20 protein-coding genes are annotated in these 15,272 nt (G+C 70.3%); 4 read left to right on the forward strand and 16 right to left on the reverse strand.

Translation table 11 applies throughout. The annotated features are described in order from the left end of the window. Position 1 precedes the first annotated feature (1 nt). The 5 genes from resB to EW117_RS11300 form a co-directional block, all read right to left on the reverse strand. Positions 2–1,804, reverse strand: coding sequence for a cytochrome c biogenesis protein ResB (resB, locus tag EW117_RS11280; RefSeq protein ID WP_242504228.1), 1,803 nt, complete (start codon positions 1,802–1,804; stop codon positions 2–4). After that, positions 1,804–2,613 carry a cytochrome c biogenesis CcdA family protein gene (locus EW117_RS11285; RefSeq protein WP_129786715.1) on the reverse strand — a complete coding sequence of 270 codons (810 nt, stop codon included), beginning with the start codon at positions 2,611–2,613 and terminating at the stop codon, positions 1,804–1,806. The genes resB and EW117_RS11285 overlap by 1 nt, the downstream gene beginning before the upstream one ends. Then, positions 2,613–3,209, reverse strand: coding sequence for a TlpA family protein disulfide reductase (locus EW117_RS11290; protein WP_129786717.1), 597 nt, complete (start codon positions 3,207–3,209; stop codon positions 2,613–2,615). Before EW117_RS11290 ends, EW117_RS11285 begins: the two co-directional genes overlap by 1 nt. Next, positions 3,209–3,853 (reverse strand): histidine phosphatase family protein, encoded by a 645-nt coding sequence (locus EW117_RS11295; protein ID WP_129786719.1) that lies wholly within the window; start codon positions 3,851–3,853, stop codon positions 3,209–3,211. The genes EW117_RS11290 and EW117_RS11295 overlap by 1 nt, the downstream gene beginning before the upstream one ends. 79 nt (positions 3,854–3,932) lie before the next feature. Next, the gene (locus EW117_RS11300; protein ID WP_129786720.1) at positions 3,933–4,445 is read right to left on the reverse strand and encodes a MarR family winged helix-turn-helix transcriptional regulator; all 513 of its coding nucleotides are present in this window, start codon (positions 4,443–4,445) and stop codon (positions 3,933–3,935) included. Positions 4,446–4,577: 132 nt separating this feature from the next. On the opposite strand from EW117_RS11300, the gene EW117_RS11305 reads away from it, so the two are divergent. Continuing rightward, positions 4,578–5,129, forward strand: a complete 552-nt coding sequence (locus EW117_RS11305) for a YceI family protein (RefSeq protein ID WP_129786722.1) — start codon at positions 4,578–4,580, stop codon at positions 5,127–5,129. 81 nt (positions 5,130–5,210) lie between these two features. On the opposite strand, the gene mmuM is transcribed toward EW117_RS11305, so the two are convergent. Both mmuM and EW117_RS11315 read right to left on the reverse strand, forming a co-directional pair. Further along, a complete protein-coding gene (gene mmuM / locus EW117_RS11310; RefSeq protein ID WP_129786724.1) occupies positions 5,211–6,137 on the reverse strand; it encodes a homocysteine S-methyltransferase in 927 nt (308 codons plus the stop codon). Between the two features lie 61 nt (positions 6,138–6,198). Continuing rightward, the gene (locus EW117_RS11315) at positions 6,199–6,792 is read right to left on the reverse strand and encodes a helix-turn-helix domain-containing protein (RefSeq protein ID WP_242504229.1); all 594 of its coding nucleotides are present in this window, start codon (positions 6,790–6,792) and stop codon (positions 6,199–6,201) included. 228 nt (positions 6,793–7,020) lie between these two features. Here EW117_RS11315 and EW117_RS11320 point away from each other — a divergent pair, with 228 nt between their 5' ends. Next, positions 7,021–8,637 carry an NCS1 family nucleobase:cation symporter-1 gene (locus tag EW117_RS11320; protein WP_129786728.1) on the forward strand — a complete coding sequence of 539 codons (1,617 nt, stop codon included), beginning with the start codon at positions 7,021–7,023 and terminating at the stop codon, positions 8,635–8,637. 2 nt (positions 8,638–8,639) lie between these two features. Beyond that, positions 8,640–9,368, forward strand: coding sequence for an aspartate/glutamate racemase family protein (locus EW117_RS11325; protein WP_422890693.1), 729 nt, complete (start codon positions 8,640–8,642; stop codon positions 9,366–9,368). Positions 9,369–9,470: 102 nt separating this feature from the next. Here the strand turns inward: EW117_RS11325 and EW117_RS11330 are convergent, their stop codons facing one another. From EW117_RS11330 to EW117_RS30155, 4 genes are read right to left on the reverse strand one after another with little or no spacing between them, the layout of a single operon-like run. Next, positions 9,471–10,118: a redox-sensing transcriptional repressor Rex gene (locus EW117_RS11330; protein WP_129786732.1), complete on the reverse strand. Its 648-nt coding sequence runs from the start codon at positions 10,116–10,118 to the stop codon at positions 9,471–9,473. A 60-nt stretch (positions 10,119–10,178) separates the two neighbouring features. Further along, positions 10,179–10,427, reverse strand: a complete 249-nt coding sequence (locus EW117_RS11335) for a glutaredoxin family protein (RefSeq protein WP_129786734.1) — start codon at positions 10,425–10,427, stop codon at positions 10,179–10,181. A 14-nt stretch (positions 10,428–10,441) separates the two neighbouring features. Continuing rightward, positions 10,442–10,684, reverse strand: a complete 243-nt coding sequence (locus EW117_RS11340; RefSeq protein ID WP_129786736.1) for a Pr6Pr family membrane protein — start codon at positions 10,682–10,684, stop codon at positions 10,442–10,444. Continuing rightward, positions 10,681–10,842: a hypothetical protein gene (locus EW117_RS30155; protein ID WP_165362651.1), complete on the reverse strand. Its 162-nt coding sequence runs from the start codon at positions 10,840–10,842 to the stop codon at positions 10,681–10,683. Before EW117_RS30155 ends, EW117_RS11340 begins: the two co-directional genes overlap by 4 nt. A 77-nt stretch (positions 10,843–10,919) precedes the next feature. Between EW117_RS30155 and EW117_RS11345 the strand changes: the two genes are divergently transcribed. Continuing rightward, positions 10,920–11,717 (forward strand): HAD family hydrolase, encoded by a 798-nt coding sequence (locus EW117_RS11345; RefSeq protein WP_129786738.1) that lies wholly within the window; start codon positions 10,920–10,922, stop codon positions 11,715–11,717. Between the two features lie 49 nt (positions 11,718–11,766). On the opposite strand, the gene EW117_RS11350 is transcribed toward EW117_RS11345, so the two are convergent. From EW117_RS11350 to EW117_RS11370, 5 genes are all read right to left on the reverse strand, one after another. Continuing rightward, on the reverse strand, positions 11,767–12,291 hold the full coding sequence (locus EW117_RS11350; protein ID WP_129786740.1) for an SRPBCC domain-containing protein: 525 nt from the start codon (positions 12,289–12,291) through the stop codon (positions 11,767–11,769). Next, positions 12,288–12,623 (reverse strand): ArsR/SmtB family transcription factor, encoded by a 336-nt coding sequence (locus EW117_RS11355; protein ID WP_129786742.1) that lies wholly within the window; start codon positions 12,621–12,623, stop codon positions 12,288–12,290. Before EW117_RS11355 ends, EW117_RS11350 begins: the two co-directional genes overlap by 4 nt. A gap of 110 nt (positions 12,624–12,733) precedes the next feature. Continuing rightward, positions 12,734–12,832: a 30S ribosomal protein bS22 gene (locus EW117_RS11360; protein ID WP_003792170.1), complete on the reverse strand. Its 99-nt coding sequence runs from the start codon at positions 12,830–12,832 to the stop codon at positions 12,734–12,736. 230 nt (positions 12,833–13,062) lie between these two features. After that, a complete protein-coding gene (locus EW117_RS11365) occupies positions 13,063–13,731 on the reverse strand; it encodes a potassium channel family protein (protein WP_129786744.1) in 669 nt (222 codons plus the stop codon). Positions 13,732–13,802: 71 nt separating this feature from the next. Further along, on the reverse strand, positions 13,803–15,203 hold the full coding sequence (locus EW117_RS11370; protein ID WP_129786746.1) for a TrkH family potassium uptake protein: 1,401 nt from the start codon (positions 15,201–15,203) through the stop codon (positions 13,803–13,805). Positions 15,204–15,272 lie beyond the last annotated feature (69 nt).

A 15,272-nucleotide genomic window follows, 5' to 3' on the forward strand; every position in this document is an offset into this window, starting at 1 on the left:
TTCAGTCCTTTTCCGATCTGGTCTCGACAGGCTCGACCACCGAGTCGGGCGTGACCACCGATGTCTCGGCGGGTGCGTCCGCCGCTTCTGGCTGCTGCACTTCCCCGGGCACCGCCGCCAGTGCGCGGTCCACCTCGGCCTGCAGGCCGGCGTCGTCCCCGCGGGCGAGCCCTGCGATCTCGACCACCGTAGCCCCATCCTGCCCGGCGTACGCCCGCGCCCAGACGCGGCGCCGCGGCGTGAAGAGCGAGACGGTGAGCCCACCGAGCGCGAGCAGCGCGAACACCAGCACGAAGGTGAGCGACGGGTCGTGCCGCAGGTCGAGCGCCACGTAGCGCGGCAGCTCGTCGCCAAGGGTCAGCGTGCCGAGCCCGTCCGGCAGCTCCACGGTCTCGCCGGGCCGCGCCAGCACCTTGACGCGGTCGCCGTTCTCGTCGAGAGCGGGGGTGAGCGACGCCGTGTCGAGCTCGTACACGTTCTGCGGGGAGCCGTCGTCGAGCCCCAGGTCGCCCGTGTACACCTCGAGCACGAGCAGCGGGTCGACGGGCTGCGGGAACGCCGAACGGGCGGACCCGTCGGCCTCGACCTCGGCCGTCGGCAGGAAGTAGCCCACGAACCCGATCTGGTCGAGCCCCGGCGACACGTCGGGCACCTTCACCACGCCGCGGGACGTGTACATCGTGTCCTGCGGGATGAACGTGACGCGCCCGGCGAAGGCGACCTCGCCCTCGGCGTCGCGCACCGTGATGTCCGGCGCGAAGCCGTTGCCCTGCAGGTAGACCTTGGCGCCGTCGACGACGATCGGGTGGTTCACCTTGATTTGCTCCGGCCGCTGCTCGCCGGAGGGCTCGGTCACGGTCACGTGCGCCGTGAAGTCGCGCGCCTGCGCGAAGGCCACGGTGTCGCTGGCGAACTCCGACTCGAACCGGTCGAGCGTCATGGAGAACGGCACCAGCGACTCGGGCCGGAACCAGGACCCCTTCTCGAAGGTGTCGTAGTCCACGACGGCGTTCGCGAACCCGCGGCCCTCGGTGACGATCGCCTGGCCGCGGTAGTGCAGGAGCTGCCCCGTCGCCACGGAGACCAGCAGCCCCACCAGGGCCAGGTGGAACACCAGGTTCCCTGTCTCGCGCAGGTAGCCGCGCTCGGCGCTCACGGTGGCGGACGCCGGCCGCTTTCCGCGCGCGGCTTCCTCACCCCGGTCCACGCGGAACGTGGGCAGCCAGGAGATCTTGCCGCGCAGGCGGGCGGCGACGGCGTCGGCCACCTGCTCGGGCGAGGCGTCGGTGGTCGCCGAGGCCTTGGCCGGGAACCGGTTGAACCGGGACGGCACGCGAGGCGGGCGGCCGCGCAGCGCGCGGTAGTGCGCCGCCGACCGCGGCAGGATGCAGCCCACCAGCGACACGAACAGCAGGATGTAGATCGCGGAGAACCAGACCGACGAGTAGACGTCGAAGAACCCGGCCTTGTCGAGCCACTCCCCCGCCGTCGGGTGGTCGGCGAGGTACTCGATGACGCCGGCCGCGTCCTGGTTGCGCTGCGGCAGCACCGACCCGGGCACCGCCGCGACGGCGAGCAGCATGAGCAGCATGAGCGCCACGCGCATCGAGGTGAGTTGGCGCCACATCCAGCGAAGCGTTCCCACCAGCCCCAGCGCGGGAGCGCTGGGGCGGTCCGGCTTCTGCTGCTTGTCGCCGGACCTCTCGTCCGACGACGGGGCGCCCTGCGCCGGCTCGCCCTGCGTGAACTCGTCGGCGATGCCCTCGGGGACGTAGGTACCTTCCCTGCTCGTACGACCGGCCATCAGATCACCGTCTCGAATCCGCCGATCCAGAGCTGCATGGCCCCGGTGATCCGCGACCACAGCCCCGTGACCAGCAGCAGCCCGACCAGCACCAGCAGCCCGCCGCCGAGCCGTAGCGCCGCGAGGCGGTGCCGGCGCAGGAAGTCCATCATCCGCTCGGAGCTCCCCAGCCCGAGGGCGACCAGCAGGAACGGCACGCCCAGGCCTATGCAGTAGGCGACGCCGAGCAGTGCGCCACGGCTGGCGGACGCCTCGTCGATCGCGAGCACCTGCACGGCGCCGAGGGTGGGACCGATGCAGGGCGTCCAGCCCAGGCCGAACACGACACCGAGCAGCGGGGCGCCCCACAGACCGGCGCGGGGCGTCAGGTGGAACCGCGCCTCCCGCTGCAGGAACGGGACCGCGCCGAGGAAGCCGAGGCCGAGCAGGATCACCACGGCGCCGAGCACGCGGGTGATGACGTCCTCCCACTGCACCAGGTACGTCCCGAGGCTGCCGAACGCCGCCCCGAAGGAGACGAACACGGCGGTGAAGCCGAGCACGAACAGCGCGACGCCCCCGACGACGCGGGAGCGGGCGGGCCTGACGCGCGTCTTCACGGCACCGGCCTCGGCTGTCGCGTTCATGGAGGCCGCGGCCATGCCGCTCACGTAGCCGATGTACCCCGGCACGAGCGGCAGCACGCACGGCGAGGCGAACGACACGAGGCCCGCCAGCATCGCCACGGGCACCGCCAGCAGCAGGGACCCGCTGAACGCCGTGCTCGCGAGCCCGTCACCGACGGCGGTCGCGACAGTGCCGGAAAGCATCAGGCGGCCTCCGCCAGGGCCTCGTCGATCAGGGCCTCGAGCGTGGAGCCCTCCACCTGGCCGATGACCCGCGCGGCCACGTTGCCCTCCTGGTCCAGCACCACTGTGGACGGCACGGCCTGCAGCGGCACGACGCCGGACAGGCCCGCGATCACGGCGCCGCTGCGGTCCTCGATGCTCGGGTAGGGCACCTCGAAGGTGCGCTGGAACGCCTGGGCGGCACCGGCGTCGTCCTCGGTGTTGATGCCCAGGAACCGCACGCCGTCCTTCGACTCGGCGAGGTCCACGAGGTCGGGCGCCTCGGCGCGGCACGGCGCGCACGAGGCGTACCAGGTGTTCACGACGATCACGTCACCCGCCCAGTCGGCGCTGTCGACCTCGTTGCCCTCGAAGTCGGTGCCCACGATCGCCACGGGACCCTTGCGCTCGCCGACGTCGTACGTCTGCACGGACCCGTCCCCCGAGACGTACCCCTGCCCGACGACGTCACCGGCGCCGGACTCCTCCGGCGTGCACGCCGCGAGCGCCGCCACCAGGCCCACGACGATGCCGACGGCCACTACCCACTGCACGACCTTGAAGGTCTTTCCTCGCATCACGCGCCGGCAACCTTGCTCGCGCCGGGGTAGAGCTCCGCGGCGGGCTCCGTGTAGTGCAGGCCTACGAAGCGGTCGTCCTCGAAGTGCAGGGACGTCAGGGAGGCCAGGTTGCACTGGCGGTTGCGGGGGTCGTGCCAGAGCTGGCCGCCCTCGAACGACCGGCGGGTGAGCCACACCGGGAGCTGGTGGCTGACCAGCACGATCTCGTGGCCCTCGGCGGCCTTGCGCGCGTCCTCGACGGCGCTGCGCATGCGCTCGACCTGCCGCGTGTACGGCTCGCCCCACGACGGGCGGAACGGGTTCCACATGTAGGGCCAGTTCCGCGGGCTCTTGAGGGCGCCGCCGCCGTTGCCGACGGACAGGCCCTCGAACCGGTTGCCGGCCTCGATGATGCGGTCGTCGGTGGCCAGCTCCAGGCCGAAGCCCTGGGCCACGGGGGCGGCCGTCTCCTGCGCGCGCTGCAGCGGGGAGGCCACCACCCGGGTCACGTCGTGACCGGTGCTGGTGAGGTGCTCGGCGACGATCTTCGCCATCGCCTGGCCACGGTCGGAGAGGCCGTAACCGGGCAGCCGGCCGTACAGGACACCGTCGGGGTTGTACACCTCGCCGTGACGTAGCAGGTGAACCGTCGTGGAAACCATGGCGCCCAGTCTCGCACCCGACCCTGGGTGCCTGTGACCTCCTGGGTGTGTGGATTACGTCATGATGCCCTTGCGGAGGTCAGTCGCAGAGGGTCGACAGGCCTTCCTCCGTACCGCCTGCGGCCTTCGAGGACTCGGCGACCTTGGCCATGACCCGGCCCAGCATCTCGAACTCCTCCGGCTCCAGCGCGTCCACCATGATCCGGCGCACCGCCGCGACGTGGCCCGGCGCCGCGACCTCCAGGGCCGTGCGGCCGGCGTCGGTCATGGTGCAGTTCACCCCGCGCCGGTCGCCCTCGGCCGCGCGGCGTTCGACGAGCCCGCGCGCCTCCATCCGCGCCACGGTGTGCGTGAGCCGGCTGCGCGACAGCACCAGACCGTCGGCGAGCGTCGACATCCGCATCGTGAACTCGGGCGCCTCCGAGAGCTGGACCAGCAGGCTGTACTCCCCGAGGGAGAGTTCGAGGGTGCGGTCGTGGACGGCGCTGAGCGCCTCCACGAAGCGCGCGGTGCCCTCGAGGTAGTGCCGCCAGGAGCCCTGTTGCTCCTCGGTCAGCCAGAGGTCCTGTTCCTCGACCGTCTGTGCCGTCATGCCGCCCACCGCCTTCGTCCTCGCCGAGCCTCTAGGAATACGTTAGTGGACCCGTTATGTTGGACTCCATCGTGAGTAGTTGATCGCTCAACTATCCACCCAAATCGCCACATCAACAAGGAGTCCTCCCTCATGGCCACCCCGCTCCCCGCCGGCCTCACCGCCGGCACGTACGACATCGACCCCTCGCACACCGCTGCTTCGTTCTCGGTCCGCCACGCGGGCATCGCGAAGGTGCGCGGCAGCATCGCCGTCACCTCGGGCACCATCACGGTCGGCGAGGACCTCGAGTCGTCGAGCGTCACCGCAGAGCTGGACGCGGCCTCGGTCAGCACGGGCGACGCCGGCCGCGACGGCCACCTGAAGAGCGCCGACTTCTGGCACGCGGACGAGAAGCCGACCTGGACCTTCTCCTCCACCGACATCCGGGCCGACGGCGACGACTACGTCATCTCCGGTGACCTGACGATCAACGGCATCACCAAGGGCGTCGAGCTGGAGACCGAGTTCACCGGTACTGCCAAGGACCCCTTCGGCAACGACCGCGCCGGCTTCGAGGCCAACCTGGAGGTCAACCGCAAGGACTTCGGCCTGACCTGGAACGCCACGCTGGAGACCGGCGGCTTCCTGGTGGGCGACAAGGTCAAGATCACGCTGGACGTCAGCGCCATCGCCAAGGGCTGAGAGAAGCGGCAGAGTGCCTGAGTACCTGTGCGGCGCACAGGTACTCAGGCACTCTGCTGTGTTCCGGACCCGCTCCAAGCACTACCCCGCGCCGACCACGGCACGAGCGATGTTCTCGATGTCGGCCGAGCTCACTCGACAACATCCGCCCACGATCCGCGCACCGTCAGCGACCCACTGCCGCGCTTCCTGTGCGGAGTGCTGCGACAACCCCACCCAGGTGCGCCGCCGTGCGTCCCAGCCCTCGCCACTGTTCGGGTAGACGATCACCGGTTTCCCGGTGACTTCGCCCGCGATGGCGATCGCCGCCGACACGTCGGAAGGCGCGCAGCAGTTGACACCCACTGCCACGACCTCGGGAACGTCCCGGGCGAGCGCGAACGCCTCGGCCAGCGGCTGCCCGGCGCGCGTGCGATCCCCGTCGATGCTGTAGGTCAGCCACACCGGGACGCCGGTCCCGGCCACCACGGACATCAGCGCCTCCGCCTCGTCCAGGTCCGGGATGGTCTCGAGCGCCAGTACGTCCGGCCCCGCGTCGGCCAGCATCTCCACGCGGGGTCGGTGCCACGCCGCCAGCTCGGCCACGCTCAGCCCGTACCGACCCCGGTACTCCGATCCGTCGGCCAGCGCCGCACCATAGGGGCCGACGGACGCCGCCACCCAGCGTTCCCGCCCGTCCCCTGCCAGCTCGTCACGAGCCGCCTGTGCCAGCTCGTCACGAGCCGCCTGTGCCAGCTCGACACTGCGCCGCAGCAACCGCACGGCGTCGTCCCGGCCGATCCCACGCGCCTCGAACCCGTCGAACGACGCCTGATAGCTCGCCGTCGTCGCGATGACCGCCCCAGCCCGGAAGAACGCCAGGTGAGCGGCCTTGATCTCGTCGGGAGCATCGGCCAGCAACCGGGCCGACCACAGGTCGTCCGAGAGGTCGTGCCCGCGCATCTCGAGCTCGGTCGCCAGGCCGCCATCCGTGATCAGGACGGCGTCGTTCGGTTCGAGGAATCCCACGAGGTGACCCTAAGCGCCGGGCGGTGAGACGGTCACCGCGGTACCAGCCCGGTCCGAGCGCTCACGGGTGCACGATCAGCCACGTAGCCACGGCCGGCCGCACGCCGGCGTTCCGGATGCGGTGCGGCACCGAGCACGGATAGCTGATCGAGTCGCCGGCCGCCAGTACCACCTCGTCGTCGGCCAGCTCGACGGTGAGCTCCCCCGACACGACGTTGCCGATCTCGTAGCCCTCGTGCTTGAACAGGTCGACGTCACCCAGCGTGGCGGCGGCGCCGGGCGGGTAGACCGACTCGAAGAAGTCGAGACCGCGGGTGGGGTTCGGCGAGAGCCGCCGGAACGTGACCCCGCCGTCGAGCGTCACCGGGGACGCCTCCCACCCCCGCGTGACCGCGATCCCGGCGTGGTCGAACTCCGCCGCGCCGCCGCGCGGTCCGGCTGCGGCGTCCGCCGGTTCGAACACGTCGGACAGGGACACCCCGAGCGCGTCCGTGATGGCTAGCAGGCGCACGACCGACGGGCGCATGACGTCCCGCTCGATCTGCGAGACGGCGCTGGCCGAGATGCCGAGCGTCGTGGCGAGACTACGCGCGGAGACACCCCGCGCTTCACGGAGCGCGCGGAGCCGGGCACCCAGGGGCGGTTCGGATGGCACCGCCGCATCGTACGAGCGCACCGACCCGCCGCGCGCCCCCGGGCGGTGCGACACACCGGGCGACACGCCTGATTCACCTCCGCGACACGTGACGGCGCCCGCCGAAACATGCATGAAGTGATTACTGAACACGAGCCTTACGACGTGGTTACCCGAGGGAAACCGGCCGACCCGCGTTAACCCATAACTTCATATGGATCTACGGACCCCCTTCGGAAGGCACTGCTCATGACCGAGAACACCGAGGTGACGGCCTCCACGGCAGCCGCGCCCGAGAACCCGCCCGGCGCGCTGCCCGTCGGCGAGGCCGACCTGGTGGAGGCCGCAGGGCAACCGGTGGGGTCCGGCAACGTCAAGCCGTCCTACGACCCCCGGCTCGCCAACGAGGACCTCGCCCCGCTGCGGGAGCAGAAGTGGTCGTCGTACAACATCTTCGCCTTCTGGATGTCCGACGTGCACAGCGTCGGCGGCTACGTCACCGCGGGCAGCCTCTTCGCGCTCGGCATCGCGAGCTGGCAGGTGCTCCTGGCTCTGCTCGTGGGCATCGTCATCGTGCAGGTGTTCACCAACCTGGTCGCGAAGCCCAGCCAGAGCACCGGAGTGCCGTACCCCGTGATCAACCGCGCGGTCTTCGGAGTCAAGGGCGCGAACATCCCCGCGATCATCCGCGGGCTCATCGCCGTCGCCTGGTACGGCGTGCAGACGTTCCTCGCGGCGGAGTCGCTGAACATCGTGTTCCTCAAGTTCATCCCCGCCTCCGCGGCCCTCGTCGAGCCGACCTTCCTCGGGCTGAGCGCCCTGGGCTGGATCTCGTACGCGATCCTCTGGTTCGCGCAGGCGGCGCTGTTCTGGAACGGGATGGAGACCATCCGCAAGTTCATCGACTGGGCCGGCCCCGCCGTCTACGTCGTGATGATCGTGCTCGCCATCTACCTGGTCTCCGAGGCCGGCTGGTCCAACATCAGCCTGGACCTCTCGGCGGGTGAGCCGCTGACGGGGTGGGCATCGGTGGGCGTGTTCTGCACAGCGGTCGCGATCGTCGTGTCCTACTTCTCCGGACCCATGCTGAACTTCGGCGACTTCGCGCGGTACGGGCGCTCCTTCAAGGCGGTGAAGCGCGGCAACCTGCTGGGCCTGCCGATCAACTTCCTGTTCTTCTCGCTCCTGACGGTGATCACCGCGTCGGCAACGATGCCCGTGTTCGGCGAGCTCATCACCGACCCGATCCACACCGTCGAGCGCATCGACACCCCGTTCGCGATCCTTCTCGGTGGGTTGACCTTTGTCACGGCGACAGTGGGTATCAACATCGTCGCGAACTTCATCTCGCCCGCCTTCGACTTCTCCAACGTGGCCCCGCAGAAGATCAGCTGGCGCATGGGCGGCATGATCGCCGCCGTCGGCTCCGTGCTCCTGCTGCCCTGGAACTGGTACAACAACGCCGACGCGATCCACTACACGCTCGGCGTGCTGGGCGCTCTCATCGGGCCGCTGTTCGGCATCCTCATCGCGGGCTACTACGTCGCCGCCAGGCAGCGGGTGCTCGTCGACGACATGTTCACCATGGCGCCCGAGGGCGCCTACTGGTACACGAACGGCTACAACCGCAACGGCGTGCTCGCGGTCTTCCTGGCCGGCGTGCCCACCGTGCTCCTGGGCGTCCTGCCCAAGCTGATCGCCGACCTCGGGTACTTCGACATCTCCTGGATCGGCAACTACACCTGGTTCATCGGGTGCGGCCTCGGCTTCGTCGCCTTCTGGTGGCTGGAGCGGCTCAGCCCGCAGATCCCGTCGTTCGACGGCGTCACCGAGGGTGTGGCCGACGGCGCGGACACCGCGGCCTGACAGTGCGGATACACCTCATCAACCCCAACACCTCCCGGGCCATGACCGACAAGATCGCGGTCACGGCCCGGGAGGTCGCCGGACCGGACGTCGCCGTCGTCGCCACCTGCCCGGAGCCCGGCGCGGGCCCGGCCGCCGTCGAGAGCCACACCGATGAGGCGTGGGCGGCGCTCGTCGTGGCGCAACAGGTCGCGTGTGCGGAGGCGGGCGACGGCGGCCCCGCCGACGGCTACGTGATCGCCTGCTTCGGCGACCCCGGCCTCGACGCGGCCCGGGAGCTGACCGCCGGCCCGGTCATCGGGATCGCCGAGGCGGCCATGCACGTCGCCACCCTGTCGGGCCGCACGTTCGCGGTGGTCACCACGCTGTCCCGCACCCTGGGCCGCGCGCACGACCTGGTGCGGCGCTACGGCTTCGAGGACGCGTGCGTCGCCCTGTACGCCGCGGACGTGCCGGTCCTCGAGCTGGAGGACGCCGGATCGGCCGCCCGGGAACGCATCGCCGAGCTCTGCGAACGCGCCGTCCGCGACGACGGCGCAGACACCGTGGTGCTCGGCTGCGCCGGCATGACCGACCTGTGCGCAGACCTCACGAAGCGCACCGGGGTTCCGGTGATCGACGGCGTGGCAGCCGCCGTCGGCCTGGTGTCGGGCATGGTGCACATGAACGTCGGCACGAGCAAGCGCGACGAGTACGCGCCGCCACCGCGCCGCCCGGGCGAGCGTCGCTGACTCTCGTTCAGCAGGCTTCCCGGCAGCCGTAACGCCAGGGGTTACGGCTCTCCGATGGCCTGCTGAACGAGCATCAGCAGCGCAGCCGTCACCAAACCAGGGTCAGAGCGCAGTGGCCCGCGTCGCCGCGTGGAACGCCAGGATCTGCAGCTCGCCACCGACGTCGACCGACCGCACCACGACGTCGTCCGGGACCTGGAGCGCCACCGGCGCGAAGCTGAGGATCTCGCGGACGCCCGCGCCGACGACCGAGTCGGCCACGTCCTGCGCCACGTGGCCCGGCAGCGCGAGCACGACCATCGACACCCGCTCGCGCTGGATGACCTCGGCCACGCCGCGCACGTGCTCCACGGTCACGCCGGCCACGCGGGTGCCGACGACGTCGGGCGACGCGTCGAGCAGCGCGACCACCTGGAAGCCGCGCGTCGCGTACCCCGAGTAGTTCGCGAGGGCGTGCCCCAGGTTGCCGATGCCGACGATCGCGAGCCGGTGCTCGGTCTCGAGCCCCAGGGCGACGGTGATGTACGAGGCGAGCGACTCGACGTCGTACCCGACGCCGCGTGTGCCGAACGAACCCAGGTAGGACAAGTCCTTGCGCAGCTGCGCCGAGCTCACGCCCGAGCGTTCGGCGAGCTCCGTCGAGGAGGTGAGGGCCACCCCCTCGGCCGCGAGGTCGCGCAATGCGCGCAGGTAGTACGGAAGCCTCCCTACGGTTGCCGCCGGAACTGTCCCGTCACTGAGTTCGACCACGTGCTGCTCCCCTCCCTGCGACCACTGTGTCGCCGGCGTACGCACACACTGCCGGGATGATCATGCCAGGAGGCGGGCCAGACGCGCACCGTCCACGCGCCAGAAACCTTGCTGGACCCCGTCCACCTCGACCACGGGGACGTATTCCCCGTACTTTTCCCGCAGTGCGGGCGCGCTGTCGATGTCGACCTCGCGCCACTGGACTCCCGCACCCTCGCACACCCGCACGACGACGGCGCGTGCGTCCTCGCACAGGTGGCACGCCTCTCGTGTGTACAGGACCACGCGGGCTTCGACGGGAGTTGTCACGCACAGAGGTTACGTCACAGGGGAGGCGCCGAACGGTCGGTGCCCGGGAGCCGCCCGTCCGCCCATCGCACGCCCCAGGCCAGGACCAGGAAGACGACGGCGACGAGCGCGGCGCCGGTCAGCGCACCTCGATAACCGTGCAGGGTCACGTCGAGGAACGGGTACGGATACCACCCGGTGGCGGCGCCGCGCAGGAACGTGTAGACGAGCCACACGATCGGGTACGCGAGCGACCACCACACGGTCCGTGCGGTCACGCGCGGTCGCGGCCCGACCCACAGCCAGACGACGACGGCGAACCGACGATCGCGGTGACGAGCTCGATCGCGAACCCGCCGAGCGCCAGCACGGCCACCAGGAGGTGGAGAAATCGCGCGAGGGTGGCCCGCTCGGGAGCGCCGATCTCATGCGTCACGCCCTGGTTCTATCACCGGTAGGGCCGGGCTGCACGGTGTGACTTGCGCGACGTGGCGCGCGGATAGAGTGGCCTCCATGCCGTCGACGCACCCCTCGTCCGCCACCGCGGCGTTCTTCGACGTCGACAACACGATCATCCGCGGCGCGAGTGCCTTTCACCTCGCCAAGTCCGCGTATCAGCGCAAGTTCTTCGGCACGCGGGACATCCTCAGGTTCGGCCTGATCCAGGCGCGGTACCTGCTCTGGGGCGAGAACAAGGAGCAGATCGACGAGGTGCGCAACCGCGCCCTGTCGCTCATCGCGGGCCGCAGCGTCGCGGAGATCGCCACCCTCGGTGAGGAGGTGTGGGACGCCGTCCTGTCCCTGCGGATCTATCCTGGGACACGCCGGCTGCTGGACGAGCACATCGCGGCGGGACACCAGGTGTGGCTCATCACGGCCACGCCGGTGGAGATCGCGCAACTCATCGCCCGCCGGCTGGGTGCCACCGGTGCGCTCGGCACGATCGCCGAGCACAAGGACGGCTTCTACACGGGCCGGCTCAACGGCGACCTCATGCACGGTCAGGCCAAGGCCGATGCCATCGTCGAGCTCTCGGACAGCGAGGACATCGACCTCGACGAGAGCTACGCGTACGGGGACTCGCTGAACGACCTGCCGATGATGCGGGTAGTGGGCCATCCCTGCCCCATCAACCCCGACCTGCGGCTGCGCCGGCACGCGCAGGAGGTGGGCTGGCCGATCCGGGAGTTCCGCGGCCGGTCGCAGCGCGTGGCCGGGCGCGGGGTGCGGACCGCCTCGTGGGCGGGCGCCGCCTGGGTGCTCGGCCTCGTGCTGCGCGCGGCCCGCCGCCGCCTGCGCGGCCAACGCTAGCGACGCTTCGCCGGCTGCCGCCCGCCGCACGTGCCCCTGAGCCGACGGCTCAGCCGAGCAGCGTCGCGTACCGCTCCCGCAGCTCGTCCCAGCCGTACCGCTTGGCGTTCTCGCCGTGCACCGGCGGCGGCGTGCTCCCTTCGAGCACGACCATGAGCGCCGACCAGCACAGGTGCCAGCCCGCGGCGTAGTCCGGCGCGCTGTTGCTGTCGTCGAACCGGTGCGTGAAGTGCAGCAGCGTGCCCGACGCCGTCGCAGACAGCCGGTAGGTCAGCTCCTGGTCGCCCCAGGCGACGACCAGCAGGTGCGGCGGCTCCGCGCGGAGCACCCGGCCGGACTCGGTTTCGTGCGGGTCGGGACCGTCCGCGTTGTGTGCGAGCACCACCGGGCCGACGTCGGTCAGGTCGCGGTCGGGCCGGTACGGCGCCCAGTGCACGACGTCGTCCGCGCGCGTGAGCGCGAGCCACACATTCTCGACGGGATGAGCGAGCTCGCGTTCCATGGTGAGCGTGTACTCGACGCCCTCGGGCGCGAGGGTCGCGGCAGACGGGTGCTCCGGCAGGTTGTTGATCATGGCTGGTTCTCCTCGGTGCTGGGTGTGCTGCCTGTGCTGTCGAGGTGCCGTTCGAGGGCGTCGAAGGCGCGGGCCCACCGTGCACGGTGCGGGGCGAGCCACGCCTCGACGTCGGCAAGCGGCGTGTTGGTGAGGTGATAGACGCGGCGCGGGCCGTCCACTCGCGCGCCGACCAGGCCGGCGTCACGCAGCACCCGCAGGTGTTTGGACACGTTGGGCTGTGCCGCACCGAGCTCCCCGACCAGCTCGTTGACATCCCGCTCGCCTGCCAGGAGCAGGTCGAGGATCCGCCGCCGCGACGGGTCGGTGATCACTGTGAAGCCGTCTACCATGAGTCTATATTCTCTCCGAGCCATATGCCTGTCAAGGCATATTAGAGCCACGAAGAAGGCCCGGCCCACAGGGGCCGGGCCTGCTCGTCACGCGCCCGACGGCGCGCGCGTCACTTCTTGTTGCGGCGCTGGTGGCGCGTCTTACGAAGCAGCTTGCGGTGCTTCTTCTTCGCCATGCGCTTGCGGCGCTTCTTGATGACGGAGCCCATAGGTCCTCGCAATGTTCGATTCGGTCGGCGGCAGCCCGACGACGGGCCGCTCAGCGAAATGGTCCACGGTTGGTCCGGGACAGTGACGCCATAGTGACGATGGCCGACCAACACGAAAGGGAGTCCGCACCCTAGGCTACCTGCTCAACAGCGCGGCCCGTAATCGACGAAGGTGTGAGGTGCGCCGGGTCCGGCCCGGACCGCCGGTCGTGGCCAGGCCGGACGGGCGGTCAGGGGCGCGCCGCGAACCGCTCCAGCAGCTCGGCGTGGCCAGAGCACACGAGCAGGTCGTTGGCAGAGATCCGCGTCTCCGGCGTCGCGTAGACGAACTCCACGCCCGGCGACTTCACGCCGATCACGGTGATCCCGTACCGCTTGCGGATGTTCGACTGCGCCAGCGTGAAGCCCTGCGCCTCCTTCGGCGGGCGCATCTTCACGATGGTGAACCCGTCCTCGACCTCGATGTAGTCGAGCAGCTTGCCGCTCACGAGGTGGGCCACGCGCGATCCGGCGTCGGCCTCGGGGAAGACCACGTGGTGGGCGCCGATGCGGGTCAGGATGCGGCCGTGCTCCGCCGAGATCGCCTTGGCCCAGATCTGGGGCGTGCCCAGGTCGACCAGGTTGCCCGTGATCAGCACGGACGCCTCCAGCGACGAACCGACACCGACCACCGCGACGCCGAAGTCCTTCGCACCGAGCTGCTCCAGCGCCTCGGGGTTGGACGCGTCGGCCTCCACCAGCGGCAGCCGCCCGGACCACTGGGCCACCAGGACCGGGTCCTGCTCGACGGCGAGCACGTCCTGGCCCAGCCGGTCCAGGGTCGCGCCGATCGCCGACCCGAACCGCCCCAGTCCGATCACCAGCACACCCGCGTCCCGCTCGGGCTTTCTCTCCGGCACGGTAGTCCTCTCTCGACGCTTGTCAGCCGTACGCGTCACCCTAGTGACCTCAGCTTCTGACACGTTGTCCGTCACCCGATGATCGGGCGTTCCTCGGGGAAGCGTACGATGCGCCGCCGGTCCCGCAGCGCCAGGACGGCCACGACGGTCACCGCCCCGGTGCGTCCCACGAACATGAGCGCCGACAGCCAGTACTTCGCGGCGTCGGGCAAGTCGTGCGTGATGCCTGTGGACAGGCCGACGGTGGCGAACGCCGACAGCACCTCGAACAGCACGCGGGACAGGGAATGGTCGGTGAGCTCCAGCAGCGCCACGCACGAGACCAGGACGATGGACGCCCCCGTGAACACGACGGCGATGGACAGCCGCAGCACGTCCCGCGGGATGCGGCGGCCGAACGCGTCGATGTCCCGGTCACCGCGCGCCTCGGCGGCGATCGCGAGCAGCATGACGGCGAGCGTCGTCACCTTGATGCCGCCGGCGGTCGACGCCGACCCACCGCCCACGAACATCAGGGCGTCCTGGATGAGCCAGCTCGACTGGCTCATGGCGCCGACGTCGATGGTGCTGAACCCGCCGGACCGCGGCATGATCCCGGCGAAGACCGCCGCCAGGATCTTGTCCCCGAAGCTCAGCGGCCCGAACGTCTCGGAGTTGGACCACTCCAGGACCAGGAGCAGCAGAGCACCGACGACGAACAGCACACCGCTGGTCACGAGTGTGAGCTTGCTGTGCAAGGAGAGCCGCTTGGTCCAGCCGTGCCAGCGCTGGCCCAGGCGGGGCAGCGCCCGCTGGATGTTGAGGATCACAGGGAACCCGAGCGCACCGACGAACACGCCGAGGGCGATCGGCAGCAGGAGTGCCCAGTCCCCGACGTGCGGCATCAGCCCTTCAGCGGTGGGCACGAACCCCGCGTTGTTGAATGCGGAGATGCCGTAGAACAACGCGTGCCAGGCAGCGGTTCCCACGTTGCCCTCGATCACCACCAGCCTGGGGAAGATCAGCAGGGCGATCGACAGCTCGAGCGTGGTCGCGGTGATGATGATGACCCGCACCAGGGACCCGACGTCACCCAGTCGGCTCGTCTTGGTCTCGGATGCCGTGAGCAGCTTCTGGGTCAGCCCGATCTTGCGCGACACGATCATGCCGAGGAGCGAGGCGACGGTCATGATTCCGAAGCCCCCTACCTTGATGCCCGTGAGGATGACGATCTGCCCGTACAGGGACCAGTAGGTCGCGGTGTCCTGGACCACGAGCCCCGTGACGCACACGGCGGAGACCGCGGTGAACAGGGCGTCGACGAAGCGCGCGCCCTCGCCGTCGGCGGTCGCGAAGGGCACCGTCAGGAGCGCCGCGAACAGCGCCACCACGCAGGCGAAGACCGTGACGGCCAGTCGCGCCGGGGCACGGAAGGCGAGCTCGTCGACCAGTTCCCGGAGCCCGAACAGGCGGTGCCGAAAGCTCGACGCCATCCGACCCGCTCCCTTCACCAAGCTCCGACGATCGACGCCCTACTCTGCCACGTCGCGGAGGGCGTTCTG

Origin of the sequence: Promicromonospora panici (genome assembly GCF_900608595.1) — a bacterium.
Classification (GTDB): Bacteria; Actinomycetota; Actinomycetes; order Actinomycetales; family Cellulomonadaceae; genus Promicromonospora; species Promicromonospora panici.